The organism is Saccharibacillus sp. O23 (genome assembly GCF_002205895.1).
Classification (GTDB): Bacteria; Bacillota; Bacilli; order Paenibacillales; family Paenibacillaceae; genus Saccharibacillus.
The window spans coordinates 375,311-401,997 of record NZ_NJDE01000002.1; the positions used below are offsets into that span (position 1 = coordinate 375,311).

23 protein-coding genes are annotated in these 26,687 nt (G+C 58.2%); 8 read left to right on the top strand and 15 right to left on the bottom strand.

The window, feature by feature from the left end; translation table 11 throughout:
* Positions 1-155: 155 nt before the first annotated feature.
* The 6 genes from CDO73_RS03215 to CDO73_RS03240 form a co-directional block, all read right to left on the bottom strand.
* On the bottom strand, positions 156-1,661 hold the full coding sequence (locus tag CDO73_RS03215) for an ABC transporter substrate-binding protein (protein ID WP_088487043.1): 1,506 nt from the start codon (positions 1,659-1,661) through the stop codon (positions 156-158).
* A gap of 87 nt (positions 1,662-1,748) precedes the next feature.
* Complete coding sequence (locus CDO73_RS03220; RefSeq protein WP_373446963.1) at positions 1,749-2,618, bottom strand: carbohydrate ABC transporter permease; 870 nt, start codon at positions 2,616-2,618, stop codon at positions 1,749-1,751.
* Positions 2,619-2,711: 93 nt separating this feature from the next.
* The gene (locus CDO73_RS03225) at positions 2,712-3,653 is read right to left on the bottom strand and encodes an ABC transporter permease (RefSeq protein ID WP_088487045.1); all 942 of its coding nucleotides are present in this window, start codon (positions 3,651-3,653) and stop codon (positions 2,712-2,714) included.
* A gap of 399 nt (positions 3,654-4,052) precedes the next feature.
* Complete coding sequence (gene modB, locus CDO73_RS03230) at positions 4,053-4,736, bottom strand: molybdate ABC transporter permease subunit (RefSeq protein WP_088487046.1); 684 nt, start codon at positions 4,734-4,736, stop codon at positions 4,053-4,055.
* Positions 4,733-5,587, bottom strand: coding sequence for a molybdate ABC transporter substrate-binding protein (modA, locus tag CDO73_RS03235; RefSeq protein WP_179218520.1), 855 nt, complete (start codon positions 5,585-5,587; stop codon positions 4,733-4,735). Before modA ends, modB begins: the two co-directional genes overlap by 4 nt.
* A gap of 253 nt (positions 5,588-5,840) precedes the next feature.
* Positions 5,841-6,560: a YwiC-like family protein gene (locus tag CDO73_RS03240; RefSeq protein WP_088487048.1), complete on the bottom strand. Its 720-nt coding sequence runs from the start codon at positions 6,558-6,560 to the stop codon at positions 5,841-5,843.
* A gap of 212 nt (positions 6,561-6,772) precedes the next feature.
* Here CDO73_RS03240 and CDO73_RS03245 point away from each other — a divergent pair, with 212 nt between their 5' ends.
* The 6 genes from CDO73_RS03245 (at position 6,773) to pdxA (ending at position 14,628) form a co-directional block, all read left to right on the top strand.
* The gene (locus CDO73_RS03245; protein WP_088487049.1) at positions 6,773-7,198 is read left to right on the top strand and encodes a hemerythrin domain-containing protein; all 426 of its coding nucleotides are present in this window, start codon (positions 6,773-6,775) and stop codon (positions 7,196-7,198) included.
* On the top strand, positions 7,195-9,144 hold the full coding sequence (locus CDO73_RS26950) for an SEC-C metal-binding domain-containing protein (RefSeq protein WP_088487050.1): 1,950 nt from the start codon (positions 7,195-7,197) through the stop codon (positions 9,142-9,144). Before CDO73_RS03245 ends, CDO73_RS26950 begins: the two co-directional genes overlap by 4 nt.
* Before the next feature lie 323 nt (positions 9,145-9,467).
* Complete coding sequence (locus CDO73_RS03255) at positions 9,468-11,156, top strand: sigma-54-dependent transcriptional regulator (RefSeq protein WP_088487051.1); 1,689 nt, start codon at positions 9,468-9,470, stop codon at positions 11,154-11,156.
* A 159-nt stretch (positions 11,157-11,315) separates the two neighbouring features.
* Positions 11,316-12,344, top strand: a complete 1,029-nt coding sequence (locus tag CDO73_RS03260) for a 2-keto-3-deoxygluconate permease (RefSeq protein ID WP_088487052.1) — start codon at positions 11,316-11,318, stop codon at positions 12,342-12,344.
* Positions 12,341-13,633: a four-carbon acid sugar kinase family protein gene (locus CDO73_RS03265; protein ID WP_088487053.1), complete on the top strand. Its 1,293-nt coding sequence runs from the start codon at positions 12,341-12,343 to the stop codon at positions 13,631-13,633. The genes CDO73_RS03260 and CDO73_RS03265 overlap by 4 nt, the downstream gene beginning before the upstream one ends.
* Entirely contained in the window at positions 13,633-14,628 is a 996-nt protein-coding gene (gene pdxA, locus CDO73_RS03270; protein WP_088487054.1) for a 4-hydroxythreonine-4-phosphate dehydrogenase PdxA, read from the top strand. Before CDO73_RS03265 ends, pdxA begins: the two co-directional genes overlap by 1 nt.
* Positions 14,629-14,739: 111 nt before the next feature.
* On the opposite strand, the gene CDO73_RS03275 is transcribed toward pdxA, so the two are convergent.
* From CDO73_RS03275 to CDO73_RS03305, 7 genes are read right to left on the bottom strand one after another with little or no spacing between them, the layout of a single operon-like run.
* Positions 14,740-15,474: an SIS domain-containing protein gene (locus CDO73_RS03275; RefSeq protein WP_088487055.1), complete on the bottom strand. Its 735-nt coding sequence runs from the start codon at positions 15,472-15,474 to the stop codon at positions 14,740-14,742.
* Complete coding sequence (locus CDO73_RS03280) at positions 15,471-16,226, bottom strand: creatininase family protein (protein WP_088487056.1); 756 nt, start codon at positions 16,224-16,226, stop codon at positions 15,471-15,473. The genes CDO73_RS03275 and CDO73_RS03280 overlap by 4 nt, the downstream gene beginning before the upstream one ends.
* Positions 16,227-16,241: 15 nt before the next feature.
* Positions 16,242-17,234, bottom strand: coding sequence for a phosphotriesterase family protein (locus CDO73_RS03285; RefSeq protein ID WP_088487057.1), 993 nt, complete (start codon positions 17,232-17,234; stop codon positions 16,242-16,244).
* A gap of 36 nt (positions 17,235-17,270) precedes the next feature.
* A complete protein-coding gene (locus tag CDO73_RS03290) occupies positions 17,271-18,566 on the bottom strand; it encodes a PTS ascorbate transporter subunit IIC (protein WP_088487058.1) in 1,296 nt (431 codons plus the stop codon).
* 29 nt (positions 18,567-18,595) lie between these two features.
* Entirely contained in the window at positions 18,596-18,865 is a 270-nt protein-coding gene (locus CDO73_RS03295; RefSeq protein ID WP_088487235.1) for a PTS sugar transporter subunit IIB, read from the bottom strand.
* Between the two features lie 32 nt (positions 18,866-18,897).
* Positions 18,898-19,341, bottom strand: coding sequence for a PTS sugar transporter subunit IIA (locus tag CDO73_RS03300; RefSeq protein WP_088487059.1), 444 nt, complete (start codon positions 19,339-19,341; stop codon positions 18,898-18,900).
* A gap of 60 nt (positions 19,342-19,401) precedes the next feature.
* Positions 19,402-21,513: a BglG family transcription antiterminator gene (locus CDO73_RS03305; protein ID WP_256972540.1), complete on the bottom strand. Its 2,112-nt coding sequence runs from the start codon at positions 21,511-21,513 to the stop codon at positions 19,402-19,404.
* A gap of 238 nt (positions 21,514-21,751) precedes the next feature.
* Between CDO73_RS03305 and CDO73_RS03310 the strand changes: the two genes are divergently transcribed.
* The gene (locus tag CDO73_RS03310; protein ID WP_088487060.1) at positions 21,752-22,804 is read left to right on the top strand and encodes an NAD(P)/FAD-dependent oxidoreductase; all 1,053 of its coding nucleotides are present in this window, start codon (positions 21,752-21,754) and stop codon (positions 22,802-22,804) included.
* A 148-nt stretch (positions 22,805-22,952) separates the two neighbouring features.
* On the opposite strand, the gene ku is transcribed toward CDO73_RS03310, so the two are convergent.
* The gene (gene ku, locus CDO73_RS03315; protein WP_088487061.1) at positions 22,953-23,825 is read right to left on the bottom strand and encodes a non-homologous end joining protein Ku; all 873 of its coding nucleotides are present in this window, start codon (positions 23,823-23,825) and stop codon (positions 22,953-22,955) included.
* Between the two features lie 235 nt (positions 23,826-24,060).
* Between ku and CDO73_RS03320 the strand changes: the two genes are divergently transcribed.
* Positions 24,061-25,293, top strand: a complete 1,233-nt coding sequence (locus tag CDO73_RS03320) for an aminopeptidase (protein ID WP_088487062.1) — start codon at positions 24,061-24,063, stop codon at positions 25,291-25,293.
* 168 nt (positions 25,294-25,461) lie between these two features.
* On the opposite strand, the gene CDO73_RS03325 is transcribed toward CDO73_RS03320, so the two are convergent.
* A complete protein-coding gene (locus CDO73_RS03325) occupies positions 25,462-26,604 on the bottom strand; it encodes a zinc-dependent alcohol dehydrogenase (RefSeq protein WP_088487063.1) in 1,143 nt (380 codons plus the stop codon).
* Positions 26,605-26,687: the final 83 nt, after the last annotated feature.

Here is a 26,687-nt window from a genome sequence, read left to right on the forward strand (position 1 = left end):
CATTTTCTATAGCATCTCACGTCGACGGGAAATTACAATAGAAAAACTCGAACGGAAATCAAGTCCCGTTCGAGTCCCGAACCTTCGGTGGCCGTGCCGTTTCCGAAGATCCGTCATTGTCGCTTGTACGTCGGAAGCTGGGCCGGCCGCAGCGCTTATTTGAAATAAGCCGCGATCTGCTCCTGCGCCGCCTGCATGATCGCGTCCAGACCGGCCGCTTTCATCTCGGATTCGATCTTCGGCACGACCACTTCCGGATCGGAAGCGCCCGTTACCAATTCGGAGCGGTATTTATCCCATACGGCTTTGGTGTTGGCGACTTCCGTCGTCAGATTGCTGATATCGAGCGCGAAGCCCAACGTGGACGAAGGCGTCGCTTGTTCGTTCAGCTTGCGGACTTGTTCCCATTGATCTTCGGGAGCGCCTTTGGTCACGGCCAAGTTGAAGAACGTACCTTGCGTGTAAGCGGCGAGCGGCCAAGTATCGCTGGTGCGTTCGATGACTTTCTCGCCGTCCACGCTCTTGTAGTCGACGCCCAGTTCGCCGAAAGCGAGCATGTTGCGCAGCTTGGCGTCCGTGTTGACCAGTTGAAGATATTTGAGCGCTTCCGCCTTGTACTTCGAGTTCGCGGAGATCGCGTTCAGCGAGCCTTGAATGGTGCTCGTCGTATACAGCGGACCGAAGACCTGCTGCATATCGTATTTGGCGACGCCTTCGTTGATCTGATAGTTCGCTTCGGCTCCCGGGAAAGCTTGAGCGCTGAAGAACGGTCGCGCTTTCTCGGCTTCGCCGCGCGTAGGCGCATCCGGGTTGATAATGCCGTCTTTGTACCATTGATGAAGCTGCTTCAGATCGGCCATCATGTCCGGTTGATTCAACGTGAAGACCACTTTGCGCGATTGATCGTCGATCTTGACTCCGATCGGCGACAAGCCCAGCGTCAGGTCGTCGTAGCCGTTGAACAATCCGTTGAAGCCGTCGCTTTGCGTCAGGCCGAGCGGATAGAAGCTTTTGCCTTCGCCCGCTTTCATGTCGCGGAACGGTTTGTCCAGATCCGCCAGCTTCTTGATCGAGTTCAGATCGATCTTGTACTTCTGGACGTATTCGTCGTTGAAGACCCAATATTGCGTGAGCGACGAGTCTTTGTAGGTCGGAACGGAATAGATCTTGCCGCCGATCTTCGCGCCGTCCCAGACGGTCTCGGGAATCAGTTTATACAGGTCCGGCGTTTCGTTCTGAACCATGTCGGTCAGATCCGCGAAAGCGCCCATCGACACCTGCTGATTGTATTTGCCGCTGTTGGTGAACATGATGTCGAACGGTTCACCGGTATTGACGATCGTGTTGATCTTCGTGTCCCAATCCGCCCAGCTCGCGACTTTGAGATCGATCTTGACGCCGATCTTCTCGGCCGTGTACTCGTTCATCGCGGCGACCGCTTTGTCGAAGTTGTCGGGAATCTGCCCGCCGATCGTCCACCAGACCAGCGTCGGCACGTCGCCGGAAGCTTTGGTATCTTTGCTTGCCCCGTCCGTGGAAGCGGATTTCGAACCGTCCGTTCCTTGCGACGCGTTGTCGCCTCCGCCTCCGCAGGCCGCCAGCGAAGACGTCAGCATGACCGCCGCGCAGAGCGCGGACCACTTTTTCCAAGACTTTTGCATAACCTTCGTACCCCCTCGTTCATGTGTATGGAACGTAATCTATTCGTCGATGACCGAAAGCGCCCTCAGGAACGCGCGCGTTCGGGATCATCCTTTGATGGAACCTACCGTCAGTCCCGCGATAAAATACCGCTGGAAGAACGGGTAGGCGAAAGCGACCGGCACGACGATCAGGATCGCGACCGCCATGCGCGCCGTTTCTTTGGGCATCGTCGCAACCAGCGAAGCGTAGCTGATGCCCATGGTCGAAGCGTTTCTCGCCAGCGCGTCGACGTTGCTCATCAGATTGTTCAGCAGCGCTTGCAGCGAATAGAGATCTTGATCGTTGATATAGAGCATCGATTGGAACCAGTCGTTCCAATAGCCGAAGCAGAGGAACAATCCGATCGTCGCGAGAACCGGCAGCGAGATCGGCATGATGATCGAGAAGAAGATCCGCAGTTGGCTCGCGCCGTCGATCTCGGCCGATTCCACGATGCCGTCGGGAATCGTCGTACGGAAAAACGTTTTGCAGATGATGACGTTAAACGACGAGACCGCCAGCGGAAGGATCAGCGCCCAGACCGTGTCTTTGAGTCCGAGCAGATTCGCGTTGATGTAATAGCTGGACACCAGACCGCCGTTGAAGACCATCGGGATGAACACGACCCAAGTCAGAAAATTTTTGAGCTTGTAATTCGGCTGCGCCAGCACGTAGCCCATCGAAGCGGTGAGCAGCACTCCGATCACGGTTCCCAGCACGGTCACGAGGACCGAGACGCCGAAAGCCCGCAGAATGACGGTGCCCTGCTTCAGGATGAAGCCGTAAGCTTCGACCGAGAACATCGTCGGAAGCAGATGATAACCCGTCTCCCGGATCGAGTCTTCGCTGGAGAACGAGATGGACAAGATCACCACGATCGGAACGATGCAGACGAGCGCGAGCAGGATGAAGATCAGATGGAACAAGAGGTTCATGCCGGTGCTGATCCGGTTGTACCGGTCGAGACCGCTGCTCGTTTCGCTTTTTGCCGCTGCCATAGATTTCCCTCCTCTAGTGTTGACAAGGTACTACATCATCGCGCTCTCCGGATCGATGCGGCGCACGATCCAGTTCGCGAACAGAATGGTGATGCAGCCCATGACGGACTGGACGAAAGCGGCCGCGGAAGCCATGCCGACGGTAGCGGTCTTGAGCTGTTTGTACACCAGCACGTCCAGCGTCGTCGTGACGTTGAACAGCGAGTTCGAATCTCTCGGAACTTGATAGAATAACCCGAAGTCCGTATAGAAGATCCGTCCGACCGCCAGAATGAACATCATCACGATGACCAGTTTCATCATCGGCAGCGTGATATATTTGGTCTGCTGCCAGATCGAAGCCCCGTCGATGACGGCCGCTTCGTAATACGTGCTGTCGATGCCCGTGATGGTGGCGAGATACACGACCATGCCGTAGCCGATGCCTTTCCACACGTTCATGAAGATCAGGAAATACGGCCAATACTTCGGTTCCATGTACCAGTTGACCGATTCGGCACCCATCTGGTTGAGCATTTGGTTGGCGATCCCTTTGTCGAAACTCAGGAACGCCCAGATTACCGCCGACACGACGACCCATGAGAGGAAATAAGGCAGGAACATCATCGTTTGATACACTTTGCCGGCTCTGCGGTTATGCAGGCGTCCGATCATCAGCGCCAGCGTGACCGGGATCAGAATCCCCAGCAGGATGAAGACCAGATTGTACCCCAGCGTATTGCGGATCGTGACCCAAGCGTCGTTGGACTTGAACAGAAACTCGAAGTTCTTCCATCCGGCCCACGGACTGTTGAAGACGTTGCTCAAGAACCCGCCGGAGATCTTGAAGTTCTTGAACGCGATAATGATCCCGAACATCGGCAGGAAACAAAACAGGATGTACCAGACCGTGGTCGGCAGCGCCAGCAGCGTCAATTCGGTATCCTGCTTGTGCCAACGCGCGCTTCGCCGTTTCGGCTCCTCCTTTTTCATGTTCGCCCCGTCCCCCTTTGTATGATGTTTATCAGGCTGAATCCATCGTATTAGAAAACGCTTACATTTGAATAGATCAGAAACGTTAGACTTCAGTGCAGAAACGTTAGATCTCATCGCTTATCTCGCTTGAATAATAGGATTTCGCTTGGCGAAACCGTTCATTTCGGATTGGATCGGATCAATCGGATCGACCTTCGATTTCTAACGGAACGAGATGACGCTTAGCGGGCATTCGGAACGGTTTCCAGATTCTAACGGAACCAGATGACGCTTAGAAGGAAAAAAGGCTGATTTTCAGCTTGAAAGCCTCGGTCTTCCTACGAGGAAGACCGAGGCTTCTGAATAAGCTTATACGATTCGCGGACGTACATGCGCGAAGCTGCCGTCGGCGCCGGTTCAAGACGGCTGACGCCTTCCGGTCAGCAGCAGCAGCACGAACGAGATCGCCACGATCGCGATCGTCCATGCCCACGCCGCCTGCAGATGCCCGGAATCGACCGCGACGTAGATCGCGGTCGGGACGGTCTGGGTTCGGCCGGGAATATTCCCGGCGATCATCAGCGTCGCTCCGAATTCGCCCAAGCTGCGGGCGAAGCCCAGCACGTAGGCGGTCTTGAGCGACGGCAGGATCAGCGGCAGCGTGATATGCCGGAAGACCTGCCATTCGTCGGCGCCGATCGAGCGCCCCGCGTCTTCGAGATCGCGGTCGACGGCTTCGAAGCCGACCACCGTCGTCCGGTAGATCAGCGGGAACGCGACGACCACGGCCGCGACGACGGCGGCCCACCAAGAGAAGATGATCGGCGAATGAAAGATCCGCTCGATCAGAACGCCCAGCCAGCTGCGGCGGCCGAGCAGCATCAACAGCAGGAAGCCGACGACCGTCGGCGGCAGCACGAGCGGAAGCATGAAGATCGTTTCCAACACGGTCTTGCCGCGGAACGAAGCGCGCCGCGACATCAGCCAAGCGACGGCCGTGCCGAGCACGATCGCGATCACGCTTGCCAGCAGCGCGACTTGGAGCGAGAGGCGGATCGGCGGCCAATACTCGCTCCAACCGATATCCGCCAACGGAATCATGGGGTCTTCGCGGCGGAGAAGCCGTATCCGGTCAGGACTTTCAGGGCTTCCGGCGTTTGCAGGTAATCATAGAAAGCTTGGGCCGCCTCCTGATGTTGGGTCGCTTTGACGATGCCGATCGGGTAGTTGATCGCCGAGTAGCTTCCCGGATCGACGTCGAACGCGACTTTGACTTGATCCGACGTCATCGCGTCGGTCTTGTACACGAAGCCGGCGTCCGCATTGCCGGTTTCGGTGTATTGCAGGACCTGACGGACGTCTTTGCCCTGCACGAGTTTGCTTTGCAAAGAATCCCACAGACCGCTGTCCGTCAACGCTTCCTGCGCGTATTTCCCGGCCGGCACGCTCTCCGGAATCCCGACGGCGATATGTTTCACCTGATCGCCGGTCAGATCTTCCATCCTGCCGACCGAAGCGGAAGAATCGTTCGGCACGACCACGACGAGCGTATTGTTGAGCCAATTCCTCTCGTGCTTCGCTTCGATCAGGCCGCCGTCCAGCAGCGCCTGCATGTTCTTGGTCGACGCCGACAAGAACAGATCGGCCGGCGCGCCCTGCTCGATCTGCTGCTGAAGCGCGCCCGATGCGCCGAAATTGAATGCCAACGTTACGCCCGGATGGTCCGCTTCGTACGTTTTCTTGATGTCCGTCAGCGCATCCGTCAGACTCGCGGCGGCGGAGATCGTCAGCGTGACCGGCGTTTCTTCGGCCGAATCCGAGTTCGTGCCGTTCGCGGCCGGGTTCGTTTCTGCCGCATTTCGAGCCGCCTGTTCGGCCGGTTTGGCTCCGCAGGCCGACAAGATCAGGATCAGCGCGAGCAGCGGCAAGAGCAGAAAATTCGTTTTTTTCATGATCGTACTCCTTTTCTCTGCAATCCGATTTATCTACCATACACAATCTTCTTTCATTAGTCCACGCTCAGAAGTCGCGAAGAACGATCGGAAAATTCCCTGCGAAAGAAACGAAAACCGCTCAATCCGAGACGATCGCGCCGGGACACGTCCTTTCCCGAATGACGATGAGATAATAAACGGATTACGCGCGTAATCGTGCTCGGCGATGGCAGACTCATAAGGCAAAGCTCCTTTTTTCACAATCGAACGTTCACAAATAGGCGAGCAGGACGAACAGATACAGCATCACGGCGAATCCGATCTCGGCCACGCCGGTGTGTTTGACTGTCAGTTTCAGCTTCGGCAGCGCGATCGCGCGCAGCAGCAGCACGGCGAACGCGGCGGATAGCGGAACGCTCAGCCAAGCGGCGAACGGGATCAGCAGGACATGGTACGCGATCGAAGCTCGATAATAGCGAGGGTTCTTCTTCTCCCGGATGACCGTCTTCACGTACAGCGCGGTTCCGATAAAGTAAAGCCCCATCAGCAGAAACAGCCGCGTCGTCTGCGTCCAGTCGGCTTCTCTGCCCGCTCCGACGTATACGACCGGATAGATAAACGAGCAAAACAGCAAAATGGCGACGATATCGTTCAGCAGCGCGCGTTCGTTTTTGGCTTTGGCATACCGTGCCGGAATCGCGAATACGATCAGCAGCAGAGCACCGTAGCCGATCAGCTTCGGTTCGGACAGGGCGACGATCGCCGCGAGCGGAACGAGCATCAGGCCGTACAGCAGCGCTGGTTTGAGATAACGCTCCTTTTTGCCCGTCTTGATCCATTGCAGCACGGGAAAACTGAACAGATACATCGTGAGCCAACAGAGAAACAAAGGAATATGGACGAGCGCGGGTCCTACGGCGGACATCCCCAGCAAAAAAGGCAGCAGCAGCATAGCCCATGCGCCGTGCTGATTCGGAATATAGCGATTCATGGCAACTTCTCCTTCCGGCTGGCGCTCGCGCGCCGCTTTCCCTTACGGGTTTATTCTATAGAAGCCGTGAAGCGGCGACCAATCAGGGACTTCCCTGTTTCGCTTCGGGAAATGCCTAACCGGACCGCCGCGGTGACGGCTTCATGCTATACTGAACGCGCTTGGATCCCCATCCGAAAATTATTATTTTACCGAGAAAGGCGGAATTGATCATGGGAGGACCTTCTCTGCGTCAACTGCACGCGCATCATGCCATACACGAAGGCGGGCTGAGCGGCGCGATCGATAAAACGGAAGAATTGGAAGCTTTGCTAGAAGCCGGGGATACGGAAGAAGCACTTAAAGCGGCGGATCAACTGGTCGGCTACTGGGTAACCCGCATCTTGAGCCATGCCGATGCCGAAGAAGAAGGATTCTACGAAGAGATGGCCGGGGACGATCCGGATCGCCGCCTGTCGATCGTCAAGCTGACCCGCGACCACGACATTCTGCGCATGGTCGTCGCCGATATCGTCTCGAGACTGGCCGACGAAGGCCTAACGCCCGAAGTCATGCGGCGTTTCCAAGCGCTGATCGTCGTCAACGAGTTCCACAGCCGCGAAGAAGAACGGCTGCTGTTCGAGGAGCCGAAGAAATGAACGGTTCGTTTCCTTCTTTCTCGCGGCCCGTTTCCGCCACTCCGGGACGCAACGATCCGTGCTTCTGCGGCAGCGGCTTGAAATACAAAAAGTGCTGCGCCCGCCTCGACGAACAATCCCGTTCGGACGCGCAGCGGCGGCGCTTGCTGGAATCCGTGCTGCGCCGTTTCTTCGACAATCACCCCCGCCCCGGCGAACAGAAAGAGCTGTCCGCTTGGAAGAACCGCATCGCTCCTCGCCTACAGCCGGCTTACGGCGAAGAGAAGACCGGCTCCGTCGCCGGGGATACGTTCTACTTCGGGCAGCAGGTCCGCATCTGGAACGATTTTCTGACCGAGCAGGCGCTCGATTCGCGCCATGCGGCGGTCGCCGACGCGCTGCGCGGCTGGCTCGATCCTCGTTTCGCCGTGCTGCGGATCTCTTCCGCCTCCGCTCCCTTGGGCGCGGCACGGCCCGCGCAGGACGTCGTTCAGGCGTCGGAACTCCTGAACGGCGAGCAGCTGCGGCTGAGCACGGGCGCAGACTTCCGCCCCCGGCCGGGAAGCGTCGTGCTGGGGTATTGGATTCCGGGAGCGAATCCCGAAGATCCGCTGACGGCGCTGAACAGCCTCGTGCTGATCGAAGAACCCGAAGACGAAGCCGTGCTGCGCTTGGAGCGCCGGTTCCGGGAAGCCGGCGAGGCCGACGCGGCGGCTTTCTACCGCAGAGACCCTGCGGCCGCTTACGAAATCTTCGCGGAATCGGCCGCGGGAGCCGACCGGGCTTCCGGCGAGGAACTGCCGCAAGCCGTCGGCGAAGCGCTGGAACGGCTGGAAGCTTATTTGATCGAACGCGATCTCAAGTGCGATCGCCTGATGGACCTCGCTTTCCGGTTTCTCAAGCGCAAACGCGAGAAGCCCGCTCCGCCCGAAGCGGCTGCCGCGGCCGTACGTTTCGGTCAGCTTCAAGGCTGGCTGCCTGACGACGCGGCCCAAGACATTCCGTATCCGTCGAGCGATGTAAGGCAGCCTCCTTCCGCCATGACGGACGAACTCGATAGCGACCGGATCGAGCAACTCGCGACAGAGATGCTCGATTACCAACGCCGGACTTCCGTCTATCGCGAAGAAGAACCGCCGGTCGGCATCCGGGTCGGCACCGATCCGCTGCCGGGCGAGATGCGGCAGTGGAAGCTCTATATGCATCTCAAAGATCTGGATATTCAAGGCGAAGCCGCGCTGCGCCGCCAAATGGATTATTTCTCGGGCGTCCCTTATACGCCGGCTTCTCCCGAAGAAGAAGCGCAGCTTCGGGCTTACGAAGCTTATCTGGCGATCGAAGACGATGTCCGCGCGGAAAAACTGGCGGAAGCCCGCCGGCTTCATCCGAACGGCGCGGATACGCTGCTGCTCGCCGCCGACGGCGAAGCAGATCCCGACGAACGCTACCGTCTGTTGGAAGAAGCCGAAACCGCGGCGCTTCGGCGGTTCGAAGCCGATATCGAACCGGTCTGGCTGCATCTGCCGAACCGCCCGTATCTGCGCGCCCTTATGCTGCGGGCCGCGCACGATTGGCAGACCGGACGGCATGCGGAAGCTTTCGAACGCTTTTATCGCCTGCTGCGGCTGAACCCGGCCGACCATCAAGGCGCGCGGTATCCGGCGATCTCCGCCCTGATCGCAAGCGGCGACCACGAAGCGGCAGGCAGTCTGCTCGCCCATTATGCGGAAGGCGCGGGAGACAATGCCTTTTACCGCTGGCTCGAGTGGGCCTCCTCGTATAAGCGGGACCGTCCGAGCGCCGAGACCGGAGACTTCTATCGCAAAGCGGTCGAAGCCAACCCTTACGCCGAGAAATATATCCGCAGCCGCCCCGAAGCCGAGGCTTATCCGCGTTCGGCGATCATTACGCCGCGTTCTCCGGAAGAAGCGCGATTGATCTGGACGCTGATCCGCCCGACGCTGTAAGAAGCTTGCGCTGCCGGATCGAACACCCGCCTTCGCGCGCCGAATCCGAGTTCCGACAACGGCCTCGCCGAATCCGGAACTCTTTTTTGCATGTATCGGAATTTTAGACGCGCAGGCCGGCACGCGGCAGGACGTTTCCGGTTACTCTTCCCGGCTGTGCTATAATGTTCAAGATACTACGCCGTGTACGCAAACTCGCTGAAGCGTACCTTTGCCTGCCTTTTTGCCCTCTGCCCGGATTCGCTCCGGAAGCATGACCGAATCCGCAGTCTTCGGAGTTTGCGTACGCGGCCTGACGATTTTGACGAAAAGCGGGGATTTTCATGAACATAAACGTCCATATCATCGCACCGTATCCTTCCATGGCGACGATCATCGAAGAATGCGTCCCTCTTTTCCCCGACCTGAATATCGGATATTCGGTCGGGGACCTCGAAAACGGGGTCGAACTGGCGATCGAAGCGGAACGCGGCGGTGCCGATATCCTGATCAGCCGGGGCGGCACGGCGCGTTCGATCAAACGAGCGGTAACCGTGCCGGTGATCGACGTGCAGCTGTCCGGCTACGATATGATCCGTTCGCTGACGCTTGCCGGAAGCCTCAAGGAAAAAACGGCGATCGTCGGCTTCGCCAACCTGACCTCGGGCGCGCAGGCCATCATCGATCTGCTCGATCTGCCGCTGAAAGCTTTTACCGTCACGGATTCTTCGGAAGTCCCGGCCTTGATTCTGGATCTCAAAAGCCGCGATTATAAGCAAATCGTAGGCGACGTGATTACGCTTAAAACGGCGAACGAATACGGATTAAAAGGTTTCTTGATCCAATCGGGCAGAGAATCGATCCGAAACGCGCTGGAAGACGCCCGGCTCGTGTACGGCTATCTGCATCGGAACGACAGACTGGTCCGCGTGCTCGAACGCTTCCTCCAATCGTCTTATCCGAATCTGGTCGTCGCGGACGAACGCAGCCGCGTCGTCTATGCCCGAACCGCCGATTTCGATCGCAATCCGCTGACGGAAGAGCATCTCGCGGCGCTCGGTTCCAAACTGAATCCGGACGGGACGCCGACGTCGGAGAAGCTGACGCTCGACGGCCGGACGCTGATCGCGGAAGGCCGCAGGCTTGACGTCGACGGAGAAATCTATGCGCTGTACGTGCTGCGGCAGGGCGTCGGCCAAGAAACGGCGCGGCATACGGGCCTCTTCCCGATCCGAGCCGAAGATCCGGGACCGGTCGCCGAAGCTTCGCCCGCGATCCGGCGTCTCTACGAGCAGCTTCGGGCGCTCTATCGCGGAGGCGATTCGTTCTGTCTGTACGGCCCGAAAGGAAGCGGCAAAAACTTCGTCGTCGATCATGTCCATCGGGAAGCGTCGCCGGAGGGCGTGCTGCTGGCGATCGACGCGGAGCGCGCCGATCTGCGCAAAGCAGCCGGCGAAATTCCGGCGGACGCGACTTCGGTCAAACTGCTGAACGCCTCCCGAACGAACGACGAACGGCAGTTGGCGAATCTGGTCCGTGATTTGGCCGATCGCGGCATCCGGCTGATCTTGATCGAAGACGGCTCGCCGCCTCCGTCGCTGCTCGGGATCGCCGACGCCGTCAGACTGCCGATGCCGACGCTCGACCAACGCCGGGAAGACGTTCTTCCGTTGGCGCGGATCTTTTTGGCCGACTGCCATCATCGGCTCGGCACCGACGCCGTAAAGATTCAAACCGCGGCCGAAGAACTGCTGCTCGAGCAGGATTACCCGGATCAGATCAACGGTTTGAAGCGCCGGATCAAAGAACTGGCGATCGCCGAAACCGGTTATGTCATCCGCGCGGAAACGGTACGGAAAACGACTCCCGAACCGCTTTCCGTCGACGACTGGCGGGTGCCCGGCGGCACGCTCAAAGAAATCGAACAGCGGATCATCGAATCGGTGCTTCGCGAAGAAAATCATAATCAATCCCGGACGGCCGAACGCCTCGGCATCAACCGGGCGACGCTGTGGCGCAAGCTCAAAGAGTAATTCTCGAGCTTGCTTTTTTTTGCAACAATACTGTTGCAAAATTAAACGATATTCAAATAATTAAATGATTTTCTTCTCAAAATGTTGCTTTTATAAACAATCAGCGTTATATTACGGAAAGTAAACGCTTTAAAACACATCGAGAGGAGAACGAAAAGCATGAAAATCAAAGCGACGCTGGATCGCATCCCCGGAGGCATGATGGTGGTTCCGCTGCTTCTGGCGGCAACGATCAACACCTTCTTTCCGAACCTACTCCGCATCGGCGGATTTACGGAAGCGCTTTTCGTCAATAGTGCAAGCGCTTTAATCGCCTTGTTTCTGTTGATCGCCGGCACGCAGATCAATCTGCGCACGGCCAAAGCTTCGGTCGCCAAAGGCCTCACGCTGCTGTCGGTCAAATGGCTGCTCGGCGCGGCCGTCGGTCTGCTCGCCTTCTGGCTGGCCGATTCCAACGGCTTGTTCTTGGGATTGGCGCCGATCGCGATCATCGGAGCGATGACCAACTCGAACGGCGGATTGTATATCGCCTTCGCCGGACAATACGGCAAAGAAGAAGACAAAGCGGCTTACCCGTTCCTCGCGCTCAGCGACGGTCCGTTCCTGACGATGGTCGCCCTCTCCATCTTCGGCGCGATGGGCTTCGCCAACGGATTGTTCTCGCCGATGTCGTTCGTCGCGGTGCTGCTGCCGCTGGCCGTCGGCATCCTGCTGGGCAATCTGGACAAAGAAATGGGCGACTTCCTGTATAAAGGCAGCGACAAGCTGGTTCCTTTCTTCGCGTTCGCGCTCGGTATGGGCATCAACTTCAACGCGATCATCAAAGGCGGACTCAGCGGTATCCTGCTCGGCGTCATCACCGTGTTCCTGACCGGCGGCGGCTTGTACCTGCTGTTCAAGTTCCTCGGCTGGAATCCGATCGTCGGCGCGGCCGAAGGATCGACGGCGGGCAACGCGGTCGGCACGCCGGCGGCGATCGCCGCTGCCAACGTCGCCTTCGCCCCGATCGCGGAACTGGCTACCGTCCAGATCGCGGCCAGCGTAGTCACGACTTCCGTTCTGCTGCCGATCTTCATCGGCTTCCTGTCGAAGCGGTTGGAGAAAGAAAAAGGCGGATTGGCGAAATACAATCTGTCCGCCCGGGAACGGCGGGAACTCGAAGCGCAATGGAAGGAGAACCCTCAATGAAACTTGCCATCATCGCCGACGACTTGACGGGCGCCAACGACAGCGGCGTACAATTATCCCGTAACGGATTAAAAACGACCGTGCTGTTCGATATGGACGCCGAAGCCGTCGGAACTTACGAAGCGGTGGCGTTCGATACCGACAGCCGGGCGGCGGAGCCGCGGCAGGCTTACGACCGGGTCAGAGCCGCCGCCGAATTTCTGCTGGACTCGGGTTTCCCCGATATTTTCAAAAAGGTCGATTCCACCATGCGGGGCAATGTCGGAAGCGAAATCGATGCCGTCTATGATGCTTTGAAGCCCGATTTCGTCATGTTCGTTCCCGGTTATCCCAAAAACAACCGCACCGTCCTGAACTCGACCCTGTATCTGGACGGCGTCCCGATCGGCGAAACGGAGATCGCCAAAGATCCCAAAACGCCGGTCACGCTGTCGAATCTGATCGAGCTGCTCGAACTTCAGACTTCCCGACGGATCGGCAAGCTGACGCTGGACGATCTGGCGCTGGGCCGGGAGCATCTGCTCGCCGAATTGGGGCGCTACGCGCAAGAAGGCGCCGCCTACATCGTCGTCGATTCGACCGAAGAACGGCATCTGGAGCAGATTCTCGCCGATCTCAAAGATGCGCCTTACCGCCTGACCTGGGCCGGCTCGGCCGGATTGGCCCATTATCTGCCCGCTTATTACGGACTGCCTTCCCGGACGCAGACCCCGCGGATCGACGGCCAACCCGGTGCGGTCCTGACCGTGGTCGGCAGCGTCAACCGCAATTCGAGAGCGCAGCTTCGGCGGCTGCTGGAACGCCCGGACGTGCATGCCGTCGCGTTCGATTCGTGGAAAGCCGTCGCCTCGCCCGCCGAAAAAGAAGCGGAAATCCGCCGCGTGTTCGACGAGGCGCTGGCCGGAGCGGAGCGCGGGCTCGACGTGGCCGTGTATTCGACCGGAACCCCCGAGCATATCGAACAGGCGTGGCGGGTCGGCGAAGCGGCCGGATTCGAACGGACCGAGATCAGTAACGAGATCGTGAAGGCGCTCGCCGACGTCTGCGCTCCCCTGCTCGAGCGGGGATTGTTCAAAGGCGTATCGATGAGCGGGGGCGATACGGCCAAACAGGTCTGCCTGCGGTGGGGAATCAAAGGATTCGAACTGCTGGACGAGCTGGAAATCGGGGTGCCGATCTCCACGTTCCTCGGCAAAAAAGGATTGTACGTGATTACCAAAGCCGGAGGATTCGGCACGGAACGCGTATTCGAGCATGCGATCGACAAATTGAGAGGAGTGCAAGCTTAATGAAACCGACAATCGGAATCACGATGGGAGATGCCGCAGGCATCGGTCCCGAAATCATCGCCAAAGCGCTGCGGGAGGAGGAAATCTACCGGACCTGCCGACCGATCGTGATCGGGGACGCCAAGATGATGCGCCGAGCGATGGCGATCACCGGCGCCGGACTTGAAGTGAACGCCGTCGGTTCGGTATCCGACGCTAAGTTCGAGCACGGAACGGTCGACGTATTCGACCTCGACCTGCTGCCGGAAGATCTGCCGTTCGGCGAAGTGTCCGCCGCGGCGGGCGACGCCGCTTATCAATTTCTGGCCAAAGCGATCGAACTGGCCAAAAGCGGCGAGATCCAATCGATCTGCACCGCTCCGCTGAACAAAGAAGCGCTGCATCTCGGCGGCCATCTGTATCCGGGACATACCGAAATTCTGGCCGCGCTGACGGATACCGAAGACTTCTCCATGATGCTGACCACGCCGAACCTGCGCGTCATTCACCTGACGACCCATATGGGCCTGATCGCGGCGATCGAAAGCATCACGCCCGAAAGAACCTATACCGTGGTCAAGCTGGCTCACGACACGCTAAGCAAAGCCGGTTTCGACAAACCTCGCATCGCCGTCTGCGGCATCAACCCGCATGCCGGGGAGAACGGCTTGTTCGGCAACGGCGAAGAAGAAGAAAAACTCGCGCCCGGCATCGCGCGGGCAGCGGCGGAAGGCATCGACGTAACCGGCCCGTATCCGGCCGATACCCTCTTCTTCCGCGCCGGACGCGGCGATTTCGATATCGTGGTCGCCTGCTACCACGATCAGGGCCACGCCCCGATCAAGGTCATGGGCATCGAAGACGGCGTCAATATCACCGTCGGCCTCAAAGGCGGCGTGATCCGGACCTCCGTCGACCACGGCACCGCGTTCGATATCGCCGGCAAAAACATCGCCGGCGAAGCGAGCATGCTGGCCGCGATCCGCTCCGCGATCGAACTGGCTCCGAAACGCTGATCTTCCGAGCCCGCCTGCTCATTCGTTGATTCGGCAATATAAACTGTCGAATCAATCTTTATATATCCTCGCTAAAAAGCCTCGAACATTTCTGTTCGAGGCTTTTCCTTTTCACCGCAGCAAAGGAATCCGCTCCCGATACCGCTCCACCAGTTCCAGATTCCGCCGGTCCGCCCCGTCGATATTGCCGCTCAGAAACACCGGCGGTTCGAATCCGCGCTCGGCCATGATCACGGCCGAGCGGGCGAAGATCGCGTTCAGCATCGCGGCGCCGATTACCGTGGACGTCGGCGTGAACGGCACCGGAATCTCCGGATGGCGCAGCACGGCATCGCCGACGGCCGAATAATTGTCGAGCACCAGATCCACGGCGTCGAACAGATGGCTCCCGCTCGAGTGGCGCGACGGTTGGCTGTTCGAATACTCCAGCGACGTGATGCCGATCGCGAACGCGCCTTTTTCCCGGGCGATCCGCGCCGCGTCTACCGGAACGGGATTGCGTCCCGACGTCGACAAGACGAACGCCACTTCTCCGGGCCGGATATCCTGATCTCGCATGAACGTCTCCGCCAGCCCGTTCTCGCGTTCGAGCTCGGACGAGCGCAGCGCGCCTTCGTGCAGCATCAGCGGCTCGTAGAAAATCGGCCGGATCGGAACGAGACCGCCCGCGCGGTAGAATACTTCTTCGGTCAGGATATGCGAGTGCCCGCAGCCGAACAGGTGAACGATGCCGCCCGCGATCAGACTTTCCGCCGTATGCGCCGCGGCCAGCTCCAGACCGGCGGCTTGTCTCGCTTCGATCCGATCGAGCCGCTTTCGGATCTGGTCGAAATACGCTCCGATCATGACGCGCCTCCTTCTTTCGCTAGACCTGCGCGGCTTTTGGCGGCCAGCACCATCTCCGTCATCGCGCGCAGCGCGGTTTCGATAACCTTCTCCCCTTTTTCGCGGGTCGCCAGCGTCGCGTCGCCGAGCACCGCCGTTTCGGTGAACGTCTCCCAAGGCGTCGGCGTGCAGTCCGCTTCGATCCCGATGGTCGGAACGTCGCTTACGGCCCTGTTCATGTCGACGTGCTCTTCGGCCAGATAGAGCATGTAAGACGTCTCCAGCTCGCAGGCGTGGAAATAGGACGAATGCGCCGAAGGCGTCTCCCGCACTTCCGCCGCCGCGCCCGAAGTGCCGGGATAGAAAAAGTAATAGACTTTCAACTCCGGATACCGCTCGTACAGCTCGCGGGCCGCTTCCTTCAGCGCGACGGCGTTGCCCAGATGGCCGTTCAGCATGACATAGATCCGGAAGCCCTGCCGATACAGACTTTCGCCGATATCGGTCAGCATGCGGATCAGCGCCGCGTTCGAAACGCCGATGCTGCCGGGAAAGTTCTGAAGGCTCCATACCTGTCCATAAGGCAGCGTCGGCAGCACGAAGCTGTCGGTCCGCTCCGCCAGACGCGCGGCCAGCCGTTCGGCCAACAGATTGTCGGTCCCGAGCGGCAGATGCGCGCCGTGCGCTTCGACCGCGCCGATCGGCAGGATCGCGCAGCGCGTCCGTTCGATCTTCGCCGAGACGTCGGCGGCATTTTCGTTCTGGAAAATCATGCGCACCCTCCTTCCTTACCGCTTGAAAGCGAAGCATCTGGCCGGATTGTCGACGAAAAATTTGCGGATCAGCGCTTCGCCGTCCAGACCGGCTCGCCCGGCTTCGTCGATGAAGCGCGGTACCCATTTGCCGACGATATGCTCGAGTCCCGGGCCGTAATCGTAATGTTTGTAATACGTTTTGCGCGCCGTATCGCCGCTGACCAAGATCTGATCGGCATAGCCTTTGCGCACCAGATCCAAGATCAGCGCGATCCGCGTGCTTTCCGGCGCGTATTTGATCTTGGCGATTCCGTCGAACGACAGGAAAGCTCCGGTCGAAGCGATCTGCTCGTAATAGTACGGATCGGGATTGCGGTCCATATGGCCGAGACTCAGAAATTCCAGATCGACCTTTTCGCTGCGCAGCAGCTCGATTTGTTCCAGCGCCATCGTGCCGACTTCCGTATGCGAATGGACCGGCGCTTTCGTTTCGTGATGGGCACGCGCCACGGCGCGCAGCGTTTTTTCTTCGAGCGGCGTGATCCGGTTGTAGCCGGTGCCGAATTTGACCTGTCCGGCGCGGAACGGCGTGCCTTCCAGCCCTTCTTCCACTTCGCGGATCACGAAATCGGCGAGTTCGTTAATGCTCGAAGCGTCGATCCATTCGGCGTAAGTCCGATAATCGCCGATCAGGGGACGCAGTTCTTCCTTGATCGAAGCGTCCCAGAGAAAGCTTTTGTTAAAACCGGCCGTGCCGACGATCTTGACGCCGCTGCGCTGCATGATTCCGTAGACGGCAGGCACGTCGCGTCCGTAATCGACCGCCGTCGCGTCGACGATGGTCTGTCCGCCGAGGTTTTTGAAATCCATGACGTCCAGCAGCGATTTCTCCGGATCGTCCAGCAGCAGATCGTCTTCTCCGCGTTCCGACCAGTAGGCCGGACGACAAACGATATGTTCGTGCGAATAAGTAAATCCCAATTCTTGAGGCGAAATGTCGGCATCCAGCGTACGGATAAAGCTCATATGCAATCGCTCCTTTCGAAAAAACGGATCAGAGACTCAGAACAGCAGCTGCGCCAGCAGGCGAATGATCGGACCCAAGATGAACATGTCGGAATCGGCGGCCCACATGGCGGTATCCGGAATCGTCGAGGACAACAAGAACCGCACCATCACGAACTGACCCCAAGCGACGACCGTCGCGGTGACGAAACCGCCGATCAGCGCGCCCCGCACGCCGCCCGTCGAATTGCCGAATACGCCTGCCGTGGCTCCGTGGAAGAAGAGCACGATCATGGTCGGCACGAAAATGTAGGAAACGGTATTGCCGAGCACCACGAGCCAGATCAGCGCTCCGGCGAAAGCGCCCACGAAACCCAGAATGACCGCGTTCGGCGCGTACGTGTAGACGACGGGGGAATCCAGCGCCGGGCGCGCGCCCGGAACCAACTTGGTCGCGATGCCGTTAAAGGCCGGAACCAATTCCCCGATGAACATGCGCACGCCGAGCAGCACGATCGCGATGCCTCCGGCAAAGGTGAAGGATTGGATGATCGAATAGATGATGAAGTTCTGCTCGCCGGACAGCGCGATCAGTTCCTGCGCCGAAGGCGTGTTCTTGAGCGACAGCACGATCGCGCCGATCAGGAACAGCACGCCCATGCAGAGCGCCGTAATAACGTTGGAATCGCGCAGAAATTCCAGCCCTTTCGGCACTTTGATCTTCTCCGAGTCGTTCTCTTTATTGCCCAGCCACCTGCCGAGCAATGCCGACAGCAGGGCGACGGACGCCGAGGTGTGCCCGAGCGCGATATTGTCGTTTCCCGTCACCTTGCGCATGAACGGCTGCACGAGCGCCGGCTGGAACGTCCAGTAGATCCCGAGAATGACGGAGAGGAACAGCGTCAATTTCCAGATCGGAACGTCTCCCGCGGTATGGACGACGATGCCGGCGAACACCGTCGCCGTCCAGAACATCATATGTCCCGTCAGATAGATGTACTTGAACGGCGTGAAGCGGGCCAGCAGCATATTGATCAGAAATCCGACCAGCATCGCCAGCGTCACCGCGCTGCCGAACCGTCCGTTGAAAGCGTCCTGCCCTATGTACTGCCCCAGCGTTTCGCTTTGAAGGCCGAACACTTCTTTCCACATCGGTTCGAACACGCCCAGCGCGCCGGTGATGACCGAAGCGCCCGCGCCGATGATCAGGAAGCCGATAATGGCTTTGAACGTTCCGCTGACGATCTGGCTGAGCGATTTTTTCTGGAGCAGCAGCCCCAGCAGCACGATAAAGCCGAGCAGAATGGCAGGCGTGCCGAATACGTTGTTCGCGATCCACGACAGTGCGTTCATCCGCGTCCCCCCTTATGTTTGTCCGTCCCTTAAGACGGAAGAGCGCCCTGCAGGCTGCTTTTGATCTCGTCCAGATCGAAATAATTGTTGACCACGACGATCTTCGCCGCATGTCCCGGCAGGCTCTGCGCCAGCTCGTTGCTGGTCACGATAAAGTCCGCCGCCGTTCCCGATGCCGTCGAAACGTCCGTATGCTCGACATCCGCCTGCACGTTCAGATCCTTCAGCACGCTTTCCACGTTCATGCGCAAAATCAAGCTCGTTCCTTGTCCCAATCCGCATACGCATAACACTTTCAACATGTCCGTTCCTCCTATCGTGTTTTAAAAGTTCAAATCGAAGCTTGGCGCGCCAGTTTTTCTACGTCTTCCGCCGTTTTCGCCGTCCGGAGCGCTTCGGCGCTTCCGGGATCGTTCAGCAGCATCGTCAGTCTTTTGAGCAGCGCGATATGCTCCGATCCGGACGAAGAAGCGAGCGCGAACACCAGATCGACGGGATCGTTATCGGCATGCCCGAATACGATCGGCCGCTTCAATCTCGCGAACGATACCGCCGCTTTCGTCTCCTCGCTTTCCGCTTTGGCATGGGGAAGCGCGATACCGGGCGCGATCACGATATAAGGCCCTTTTTCCCGGTAAGCCGCCACCATCGCCTCGACGTATTCGCCGCCGGCCGCCTGTCGGCCGACCAGCAGTTTTCCGGCCGCCCGGATCGCGTCTTCCGCGGAATCCGGTTCGATATCGAGCGCGACCAGACCTTTCTCCAAAAACAGCATCTTTTTTTCCTCCTCGGATCTTGTTGTCGCGTTACGGGGGTCCGGTCCGATCTCTTCGGCCTAATCGGCCGAGTACCGGCGGACCAGCCGCAGGATGTCGGACAATCCCCCTTCTCCGCCCATCAGGCGCCGGTTTTCTTTGTCCGACAGCAGGCGGGACAATTGCGTCAGCGCCTTCAAATGCGAAGCGCCGTCGGAGCTGACCATCACGAACAGCGTGTGCACCAGATGTCTCGCTTCGCTGCCGAAAGGCGTCCCGCGCCGCAGGCAGAGCAGCGATACGGCGTCGCGAAGCGCTCCGTCTTCGGGTTTGGCGTGCGCGATCGCGATGCCGGGCGCAGTCACGATATAGGGGCCGTACGCCTCCACGCTCGCGATCATGGCCTGAACGTAAGACGGTTCGATGCAGCCTTCCTCCAGCAGAGGAGACGCGGCGAGCCGGATCGCGCTTCTCCAATCCTCCGCTTCGCCGAACGCGATGCGCGATTCCCGCAGCAGTTCGTCGAGTCCCGGCTTGTATTCGCGCGGAGGTTTTGTTTTTACCGCGTTCAGATACCGCTGGATTTCTTCGGTCAACCGCGCTTTGTCGGAAATATCGGCATGCCGGCCGACCAGTTCGACGATCGCCTGCGCGGAAGGGCCGGAGGCCGGCTCGGTCTGTCCGTCCAGATGCGGCAGCACCCGGTTGAGCAGATGGACTTTGTCGCTTTCGCCCAGAATGGCCGGCACGACGAACACCGGAACCGAGCTTTCGGGCAGCGGAATCGTGGAGAAGATGAAGTCGGCCGCCGCTCCGAACTTTTCGTATTCCCGCAGCGACAGGATGCCGAGCACGTCGATATCCGGAACGAGCTGCGCTAGCTGCGCTTTGAGCAGCCGCGACGACGAGACGCCGTTGACGCATACGATCGCCGCGGTTCGCCTCGGCGCGCGGATCGCCGAGGCGTCGCTTATCTGACCGCCGAAATGGGCGGCCAGATAAGCCGTCTCGTGATCGTCCGGTTCCCGGCCCAACAATCTGCGAAGCGGAAGCGCGGACCGGCGCGTCAGTTCGAAGATTTCTCCATAATCCTTCATCACGGTGTCCGTCAGCGGATTTTTGGAGAACACGCCGTATTTATTGCGGTAGAACAGAGCTTTGATATGAAAAAACAACTGCCGTTCCAGTTCTTCCCGGCTGCGGAAACGCACGCATCCGATCCGTTCGAAATCGTCGATCATTTTCAGCGCCGCATCGCGGACCTGCCGATCCGCCGAACCGTTCGATTCCGCTTCGAACTTGTTGACTTTGCCGGTGAGCAGAAGAATGGTCAAATAAGCGATTTCGTCTTCGGAAAAAGGGATTTTCCATTCGGCTTCCAGCTTGCTCGCGATCTCGGCGGCCGCCCGATACTGCGGCGCCGCTTTGAGCGCTTGTTTCTCCTGTTTGTCGACCTTCACGGCGCATCCGCGTCCGATCCGGCCCATCTGCAGGATCAGGAGCGCCGACAATTGGCCGATCGTCTCGTCCGTCAGCTCCATGCCGATTTTTCGTTCGCCCGATCCGATAATCTCGGATACTTCCAGCAGACGTTCTTTGTTCAGTCCGGGAAGCAGCGTGCGCCGCCACTCCTTTTTCATCCGGTCTTCGAACCGGGACATGAATCCGCCGCGTCCCGCCGAAGGGAACACTTCCGTCAGGAACCGGAAAAGCGCGCCGCGCAGGTCCTGCTCTTCGCCGACCGCGCGATAGCCTTCTTTTCGATCGAAAGCGATCTCCGAACGATGCGCGGACAGCCGCATTCCCAGACGTCCGAGTTCGGCATGCGCCGTTCCCCGGCTGATCTTCATCGCGGCTTCCATATGATGCAGGTATACGGGATGTCTGCGTTCGAGCAGGTACAACCCGAGCCATGCGGTCCGTTCGTGCCTCGAAGGATAATAATGCACCGGTTCTCTGCCCGTCACGTTGGCCGGAAGCGCGCAGCGCGATTCTTCCGGCAGCAGATAACCCGTTTCCCGCACGTATTCGATCGACGGAAGCCTGCGCAGATTGAGCCAGCCGTTTATTTTTTGCATGTCGTAATGAACGGTCCGCTTGGAGATGCCGAACGTCTCCATCAATTCGCCGACGGGCACGTAATCGTTCGTCCGTTGAAGAAGAGCCAGAATCGAAGCGCTGCGTTCGTCCAACGCCTTCTCCCTCCTTTCGTGAATGGATACCGGGCTTGCCAACGATTATAAGCAACAACCCGCGGGGAAAACAGCACAAAGCTCGTCGGGCTTTTTTTGCAAAATTGTACGGTAACGCTTTTTTCGGAGTCTCCGAAATCAAGTGATTGTCTTTTCAGGCTTGTTGCTGTTATACTTATTACTGATATTGAGAATCATTATCTATTGAAGTTCGTATCGATAAGGGAGGCCACGAAGGATGGAGAACCATGAAGTGTACGACGTAACGATTATAGGCGGAGGTCCGGCCGGGCTGTTCTCCGCTTTCTATAGCGGGCTGCGCGAGATGAAGACCAAGATCATCGAGTTCCAGCCTTTCTTGGGCGGCAAAGTTCACGTCTATCCGGAAAAGATGATCTGGGACGTCGGCGGCTTGACTCCGATGCCGGGCGCGAAGCTGATCGAACAGATGGTGGCGCAAGGCCTGACTTTCCAACCGGAAGTCGTCCTGAGCGAGAAAGTGACTTCGATTACGCGCGCCGAAGGCGCCGATCATTTCGTTCTACATACGCTGTCCGGAGAACCGCATTATTCCAAGACGATCATTCTCGCCGTCGGCGGCGGCATCTTGAAGCCGACGAAGCTCGATATCGAAGGCGCGGAACGTTTCGAAGTGACGAACCTGCATTATACCGTCAAATCGATCGCCCGTTTCAAAGACAAGACCGTGCTGATCTCCGGGGGCGGCCATTCCGCCGTCGACTGGGCTAACGAACTCGCGCCTTTCGCGAAGAAAGTCTATCTGACTTACCGCAAAGAAGAACTCAAAGGCCATGAAGCCGACGTGACCCGCATGAGAGAAAACGGCGTCGAGCTGCTGCTCAGCGCTTCGATCAAAACGTTGGTGGCGAACGAAGACCACTCGGCGATCGGGACGGTCGTATTCGAGAAAAACGAGTCCAAAGAAGCGTTCGAGCTGGCCGTGGACGACGTGATCATCAGCCACGGTTACGAACGCGACACGGAACTGCTGAAACAAAGCGAGATCAAGATCGACATGAACGAATACCAGATTCTCGGTTCGTCGTCGAGCGAAACGTCCGTTCCGGGCATTTTCGCGGCCGGAGACATTCTGCACCACGACGGCAAGCTGCATCTGATCGCCGGCGCGTTCCAAGACGCGGCCAACGCCGTCAACAAAGCGAAGCAGTTCGTCAAACCCGACGCGAACGGATACGGCATGGTCTCCTCCCACAACGAATTGTTCAAAGAAAAAAATCGCGAGATCTTGAAAGAAATGTACAGCAATTGATCAAGGCGCAAACGCGCTTTTGATTTCCTTCGGATCTTCTTCACGCAAAAGACCTCGAAACGCGCGCGCGTTTCGAGGTCTTTTATTTTTGCCGTCGAATCGTTCTTCGGTCCCCGTTCGGACGGCATTCGAACAGAAACCGGAGCGGTTAACCCGCTCCTTTGGATTTTTTGGCGGTTTTGTCGACCGTTCCGGGCGGTTTGCGCGCCGCGCCGGATGTTCCTTCCGCGCCTCGTTCGGTCTGCATCGAAGGCTTGAACAGTTCCAAGCTGCCGCGGAGCGCTTCCATCAGATCGTCCGGCTGCGTCTGCGTCTCGGCTGCCTGCGGCATTTCCGGCTGTTCTCCGTCGATCTTGCGGGCGATCGCGTCCATGAGTCTCTTGTACGATTCGTCTTCGAACTGCGCCGGATCGAAATCGGCCGTGAGCTGTCCGATCAACAATTTGGCCGTTTCGACTTCCGCGCGAACGGATTCGGGAACGCCGCTCAAGCCGGGAACGTCTTCGGCAGGCACGATTTCCTCTTCGTAATGAAGCGTAGTCAGCAGCAGACGGCCATGCGAGGCATGGATCAGAGCAGGACGCGTTTTGGTTCGGATCGTCGAGACGGCAAGTCCCGCTTTGCCCGTTTCTTCAAGCGCCTGCGCGAGCAGCGAATAAGCTCTGGCCCCGCCTTCTTCCGGCGACAAATAATACGTTCGATGCAGATCGATCGGATCGACCTCTTCGAGCCTCACGAATTCCCGAATACGAAAATCGCGGTTCAGGTCGGCCGTCAAGGCTTCGAGTTCCTCTTTCTCGAAAGTGACATATCGCCCTTCCTCGTATTCGTAACCGCGGACGATCTCGTCCCAACCGACTTCTTCTTGGCAGCTGTCGCAGGTTCGAACGTAGCGAATCGGCTCCAGCGTATTCCGGTGCAGCAGCCTCAGCGGGATTTCGTGCTCGCGCGAAGCCCGGTACATCTTGACCGGCACGCTGATGAGGCCGAATCCGACGACTCCTTTCCAAACGGCGTTCATGGGATATTCCTCTCCTTCGTTTTGGGTTGAAGTTTAGAATTGAAGTTTATGTTCGGCTTGACGGTTATTTAACCGGGAAGGCGAATAAGAATCGAAATCGGCCGTTTTCTCCCGCTTTTCTGCGCTTCTCGGCTTCTAATTAACCGATGTTAGATTTTCTTTCTCGCCGCGATCTTGTACAATGGAAACCATAGCGTTTATTTTAATGAAGCAAGTATCGAAACGGAGGCCTATCATGTCGGATTTTCAAACCAACCTTAACAAATACGCCGAACTCGCGGTAAAAGTCGGTGTGAACGTGCAGCCCGGACAGATTCTGATGATCGATGCCGGCATCGAATCGCTGGAATACGTACGTCTCGTCGTCAAGCACGCTTATGCGGCGGGCGCGAAACTGGTCAAAGTCAATTGGGCCGACGAAGCGATCACGCGCATGCGTTACGATCTCGCGCCGGACGACTCGTTCGAGATCGCACCGAAGTGGACCGCTGCCGAACGCGAAGAACTGGCCGAGAACGGCGGAGCCATGCTGGCCGTCGTCTCCAATAACCCGGACCTGCTCAAAGGCGTCGATTCTTCCCGGATCTCCACGCTGCAAAAAGTATCCGGCAAAGCGCTCAGCAAATACCGCGAATACGCGCAGTCCAATAAACTGGCTTGGTCGATCGTGGCCGTGCCTTCGGCTGCTTGGGCAGCCAAAGTATTCCCGAATCTGCCGGAGAACGAACAAGTGCCGGCGATGTGGGAAGCGATCTTCAAAGCGGTTCGCGTCGATCTGGCCGATCCGGTCGCGGCTTGGCAGGAGCATATCGATACGCTGAACGCCAAAGCCGTATATTTGAACGAAAAGAAATACAAAGCCCTCCATTACACCGCACCGGGAACCGATCTGACGATCGAACTGCCGAAAACGCATCTGTGGGTAGCGGCGGACAGCGAAAGCGAACGCGGCGTGGCTTTCGTAGCCAACATGCCGACGGAAGAAGTGTTCACGGCGGCGTTCAAGACCGGCGTCAGCGGTACCGTGTCCAGCACGAAGCCTCTGAGCTACGGCGGCACGATCATCGATAACTTCACGCTGACGTTCGAGAACGGACGCATCGTGGACGTCAAAGCCGAACAAGGCGAAGACACGCTGAAAAATCTCGTCGAGATGGACGAAGGTTCGCATTACATCGGCGAAGTGGCGCTCGTGCCGCATAAATCCCCGATTTCCGAGTCCGGCATCTTGTACTACAATACGCTGTTCGACGAGAACGCTTCGAACCATCTCGCGATCGGCAGCGCGTACGCGTTCAATATCGAAGGCGGCACGACGATGTCCCGCGAAGAGTTGGCCGAAGCCGGCATCAACCAGAGCCTCGCGCACGTCGATTTCATGATCGGTTCCGGCGAGATGAACATCGACGGCATCTCCGAAGACGGAACGGCCGAGCCGGTCTTCCGCAACGGAAGCTGGGCTTTCTAAGTTCGAACCGAACGGGTTTTCCGATCGGCGGCAGCGGTTTGTACGGATAAACAAAAGGACCTCCCTTCTCTCGAAGGCGAGGTCCTTTTCGCGTCGCGGCTGCCGTTTTACCGTTTAGCATCCGTGCTGCCGCGGCTTGCCGTAGTCGCTTGCGCGGTCACAGCTCGATCACGGCTTCAAAATAACCTTGATGCAGTCTTCTTTCTTGTTGTCGAAAATGTCGTACGCGTGCTCCGCTTCGTCGAGCGGCAGGCGATGCGTGATAATATCCGTCGGGTCGAGTTTGCCGGTCTTGATCTGAGCGAACAGTTCCGGCATGTAGTGAATGACCGGAGCTTGCCCCGTCTTGACGGTGACGTTGCGTTCGAAGATATGGCCGAACGGGAAATTGTTGTAGCGCAGGCCGTATACGCCGGTCACTTGAATCGTGCCGAACTTGCGTACGACGTTGGAAGCCATATGGAACGCGCCGAGTCCGCCGCCTTGAAGCTTGAGCGTCGTCTCCACTTTCTCCATGAACGTCTTCTCCGAGTCCAAGCCGACGCAGTCGATGACCACGTCCGCGCCGCCGCTCGTGATCTCCAGCAGATGGTTGTCCAGATCGTCGTTCTCCATAAAGTTGAACGTCTCGACCTTGTTCGTGCGGCGGGCGTGTTCCAGACGGTATTCGACATGGTCGACCGCGATCACGCGTTTGGCGCCTTTCTGCCACGCGAATTTCTGGACCATGAGGCCCACCGGTCCGCAGCCGAGCACGATGACCGTGTCGCCCTGCTTGACGCCGGCATTGTCCACGCTCCAATAAGCGGTCGGTATGACGTCGGACAGGAACAATACCTGCTCGTCCGTCACTTCGGCGTCGGGCGGAATGATCAGCGGTCCGAAGTTGCCGTAAGGAACTCTCAGCAGCTCCGCTTGACCGCCCGCGAATCCGCCGTAAGTATGGGAATAACCGAGCATCGCGCCCGTATCTTTGACCGGATTGTCGTTGGCGTTATCGCATTGGCTTTCCATTTGATTTTTGCAGAAAAAACATTCGCCGCAGGAAACGTTGAACGGAATGATGACGCGGTCGCCTTTTTTGACGTGCGTCACGTCCGGTCCGATCTCCTCGACGATGCCCATCGGTTCGTGTCCGATGATATAATCGTCGTTCATGCCGGGAATTTCGCCGTTAAACAAATGCAGATCGGAACCGCAGATCGAAGTGGACGTCACGCGGATCAGAATATCGTCGCGCTTTTCGAGTTTCGGCGTCGCCACGTCTTTGACTTTTACCTTACGCTTTCCCTGATAAGTGAGTGCTTTCATGTTGTCGATCGCTCCTTTTTAGGTAAAAGATTCTCGAACGGTTAGCTTGTCTCACTGTGTCTCCCTCCCCTATTAACCTTACC

Bases quoted from the DNA above. Each gene is read 5' to 3' on its own strand.
- CDO73_RS03290 (WP_088487058.1), bottom strand. From the start codon at position 18,566: ATGAACGCACTGTCGTGGATCGCGAACAACGTATTCGGCACGCCTGCC.
- CDO73_RS03240 (WP_088487048.1), bottom strand. From the start codon at position 6,560: ATGAATCGCTATATTCCGAATCAGCACGGCGCATGGGCTATGCTGCTG.
- CDO73_RS03320 (WP_088487062.1), top strand. From the start codon at position 24,061: ATGTCGGATTTTCAAACCAACCTTAACAAATACGCCGAACTCGCGGTA.
- CDO73_RS03325 (WP_088487063.1), bottom strand. From the start codon at position 26,604: ATGAAAGCACTCACTTATCAGGGAAAGCGTAAGGTAAAAGTCAAAGAC.
- CDO73_RS03265 (WP_088487053.1), top strand. From the start codon at position 12,341: ATGAAACTTGCCATCATCGCCGACGACTTGACGGGCGCCAACGACAGC.
- CDO73_RS03255 (WP_088487051.1), top strand. From the start codon at position 9,468: ATGAACATAAACGTCCATATCATCGCACCGTATCCTTCCATGGCGACG.
- CDO73_RS26950 (WP_088487050.1), top strand. From the start codon at position 7,195: ATGAACGGTTCGTTTCCTTCTTTCTCGCGGCCCGTTTCCGCCACTCCG.
- CDO73_RS03215 (WP_088487043.1), bottom strand. From the start codon at position 1,661: ATGCAAAAGTCTTGGAAAAAGTGGTCCGCGCTCTGCGCGGCGGTCATG.
- pdxA (WP_088487054.1), top strand. From the start codon at position 13,633: ATGAAACCGACAATCGGAATCACGATGGGAGATGCCGCAGGCATCGGT.
- CDO73_RS03275 (WP_088487055.1), bottom strand. From the start codon at position 15,474: ATGATCGGAGCGTATTTCGACCAGATCCGAAAGCGGCTCGATCGGATC.
- CDO73_RS03245 (WP_088487049.1), top strand. From the start codon at position 6,773: ATGGGAGGACCTTCTCTGCGTCAACTGCACGCGCATCATGCCATACAC.
- CDO73_RS03285 (WP_088487057.1), bottom strand. From the start codon at position 17,234: ATGAGCTTTATCCGTACGCTGGATGCCGACATTTCGCCTCAAGAATTG.
- modB (WP_088487046.1), bottom strand. From the start codon at position 4,736: ATGATTCCGTTGGCGGATATCGGTTGGAGCGAGTATTGGCCGCCGATC.
- CDO73_RS03310 (WP_088487060.1), top strand. From the start codon at position 21,752: ATGGAGAACCATGAAGTGTACGACGTAACGATTATAGGCGGAGGTCCG.
- CDO73_RS03225 (WP_088487045.1), bottom strand. From the start codon at position 3,653: ATGAAAAAGGAGGAGCCGAAACGGCGAAGCGCGCGTTGGCACAAGCAG.
- CDO73_RS03300 (WP_088487059.1), bottom strand. From the start codon at position 19,341: ATGCTGTTTTTGGAGAAAGGTCTGGTCGCGCTCGATATCGAACCGGAT.
- CDO73_RS03220 (WP_373446963.1), bottom strand. From the start codon at position 2,618: ATGAACCTCTTGTTCCATCTGATCTTCATCCTGCTCGCGCTCGTCTGC.
- CDO73_RS03260 (WP_088487052.1), top strand. From the start codon at position 11,316: ATGAAAATCAAAGCGACGCTGGATCGCATCCCCGGAGGCATGATGGTG.
- ku (WP_088487061.1), bottom strand. From the start codon at position 23,825: ATGAACGCCGTTTGGAAAGGAGTCGTCGGATTCGGCCTCATCAGCGTG.
- modA (WP_179218520.1), bottom strand. From the start codon at position 5,587: ATGAAAAAAACGAATTTTCTGCTCTTGCCGCTGCTCGCGCTGATCCTG.
- CDO73_RS03280 (WP_088487056.1), bottom strand. From the start codon at position 16,226: ATGATTTTCCAGAACGAAAATGCCGCCGACGTCTCGGCGAAGATCGAA.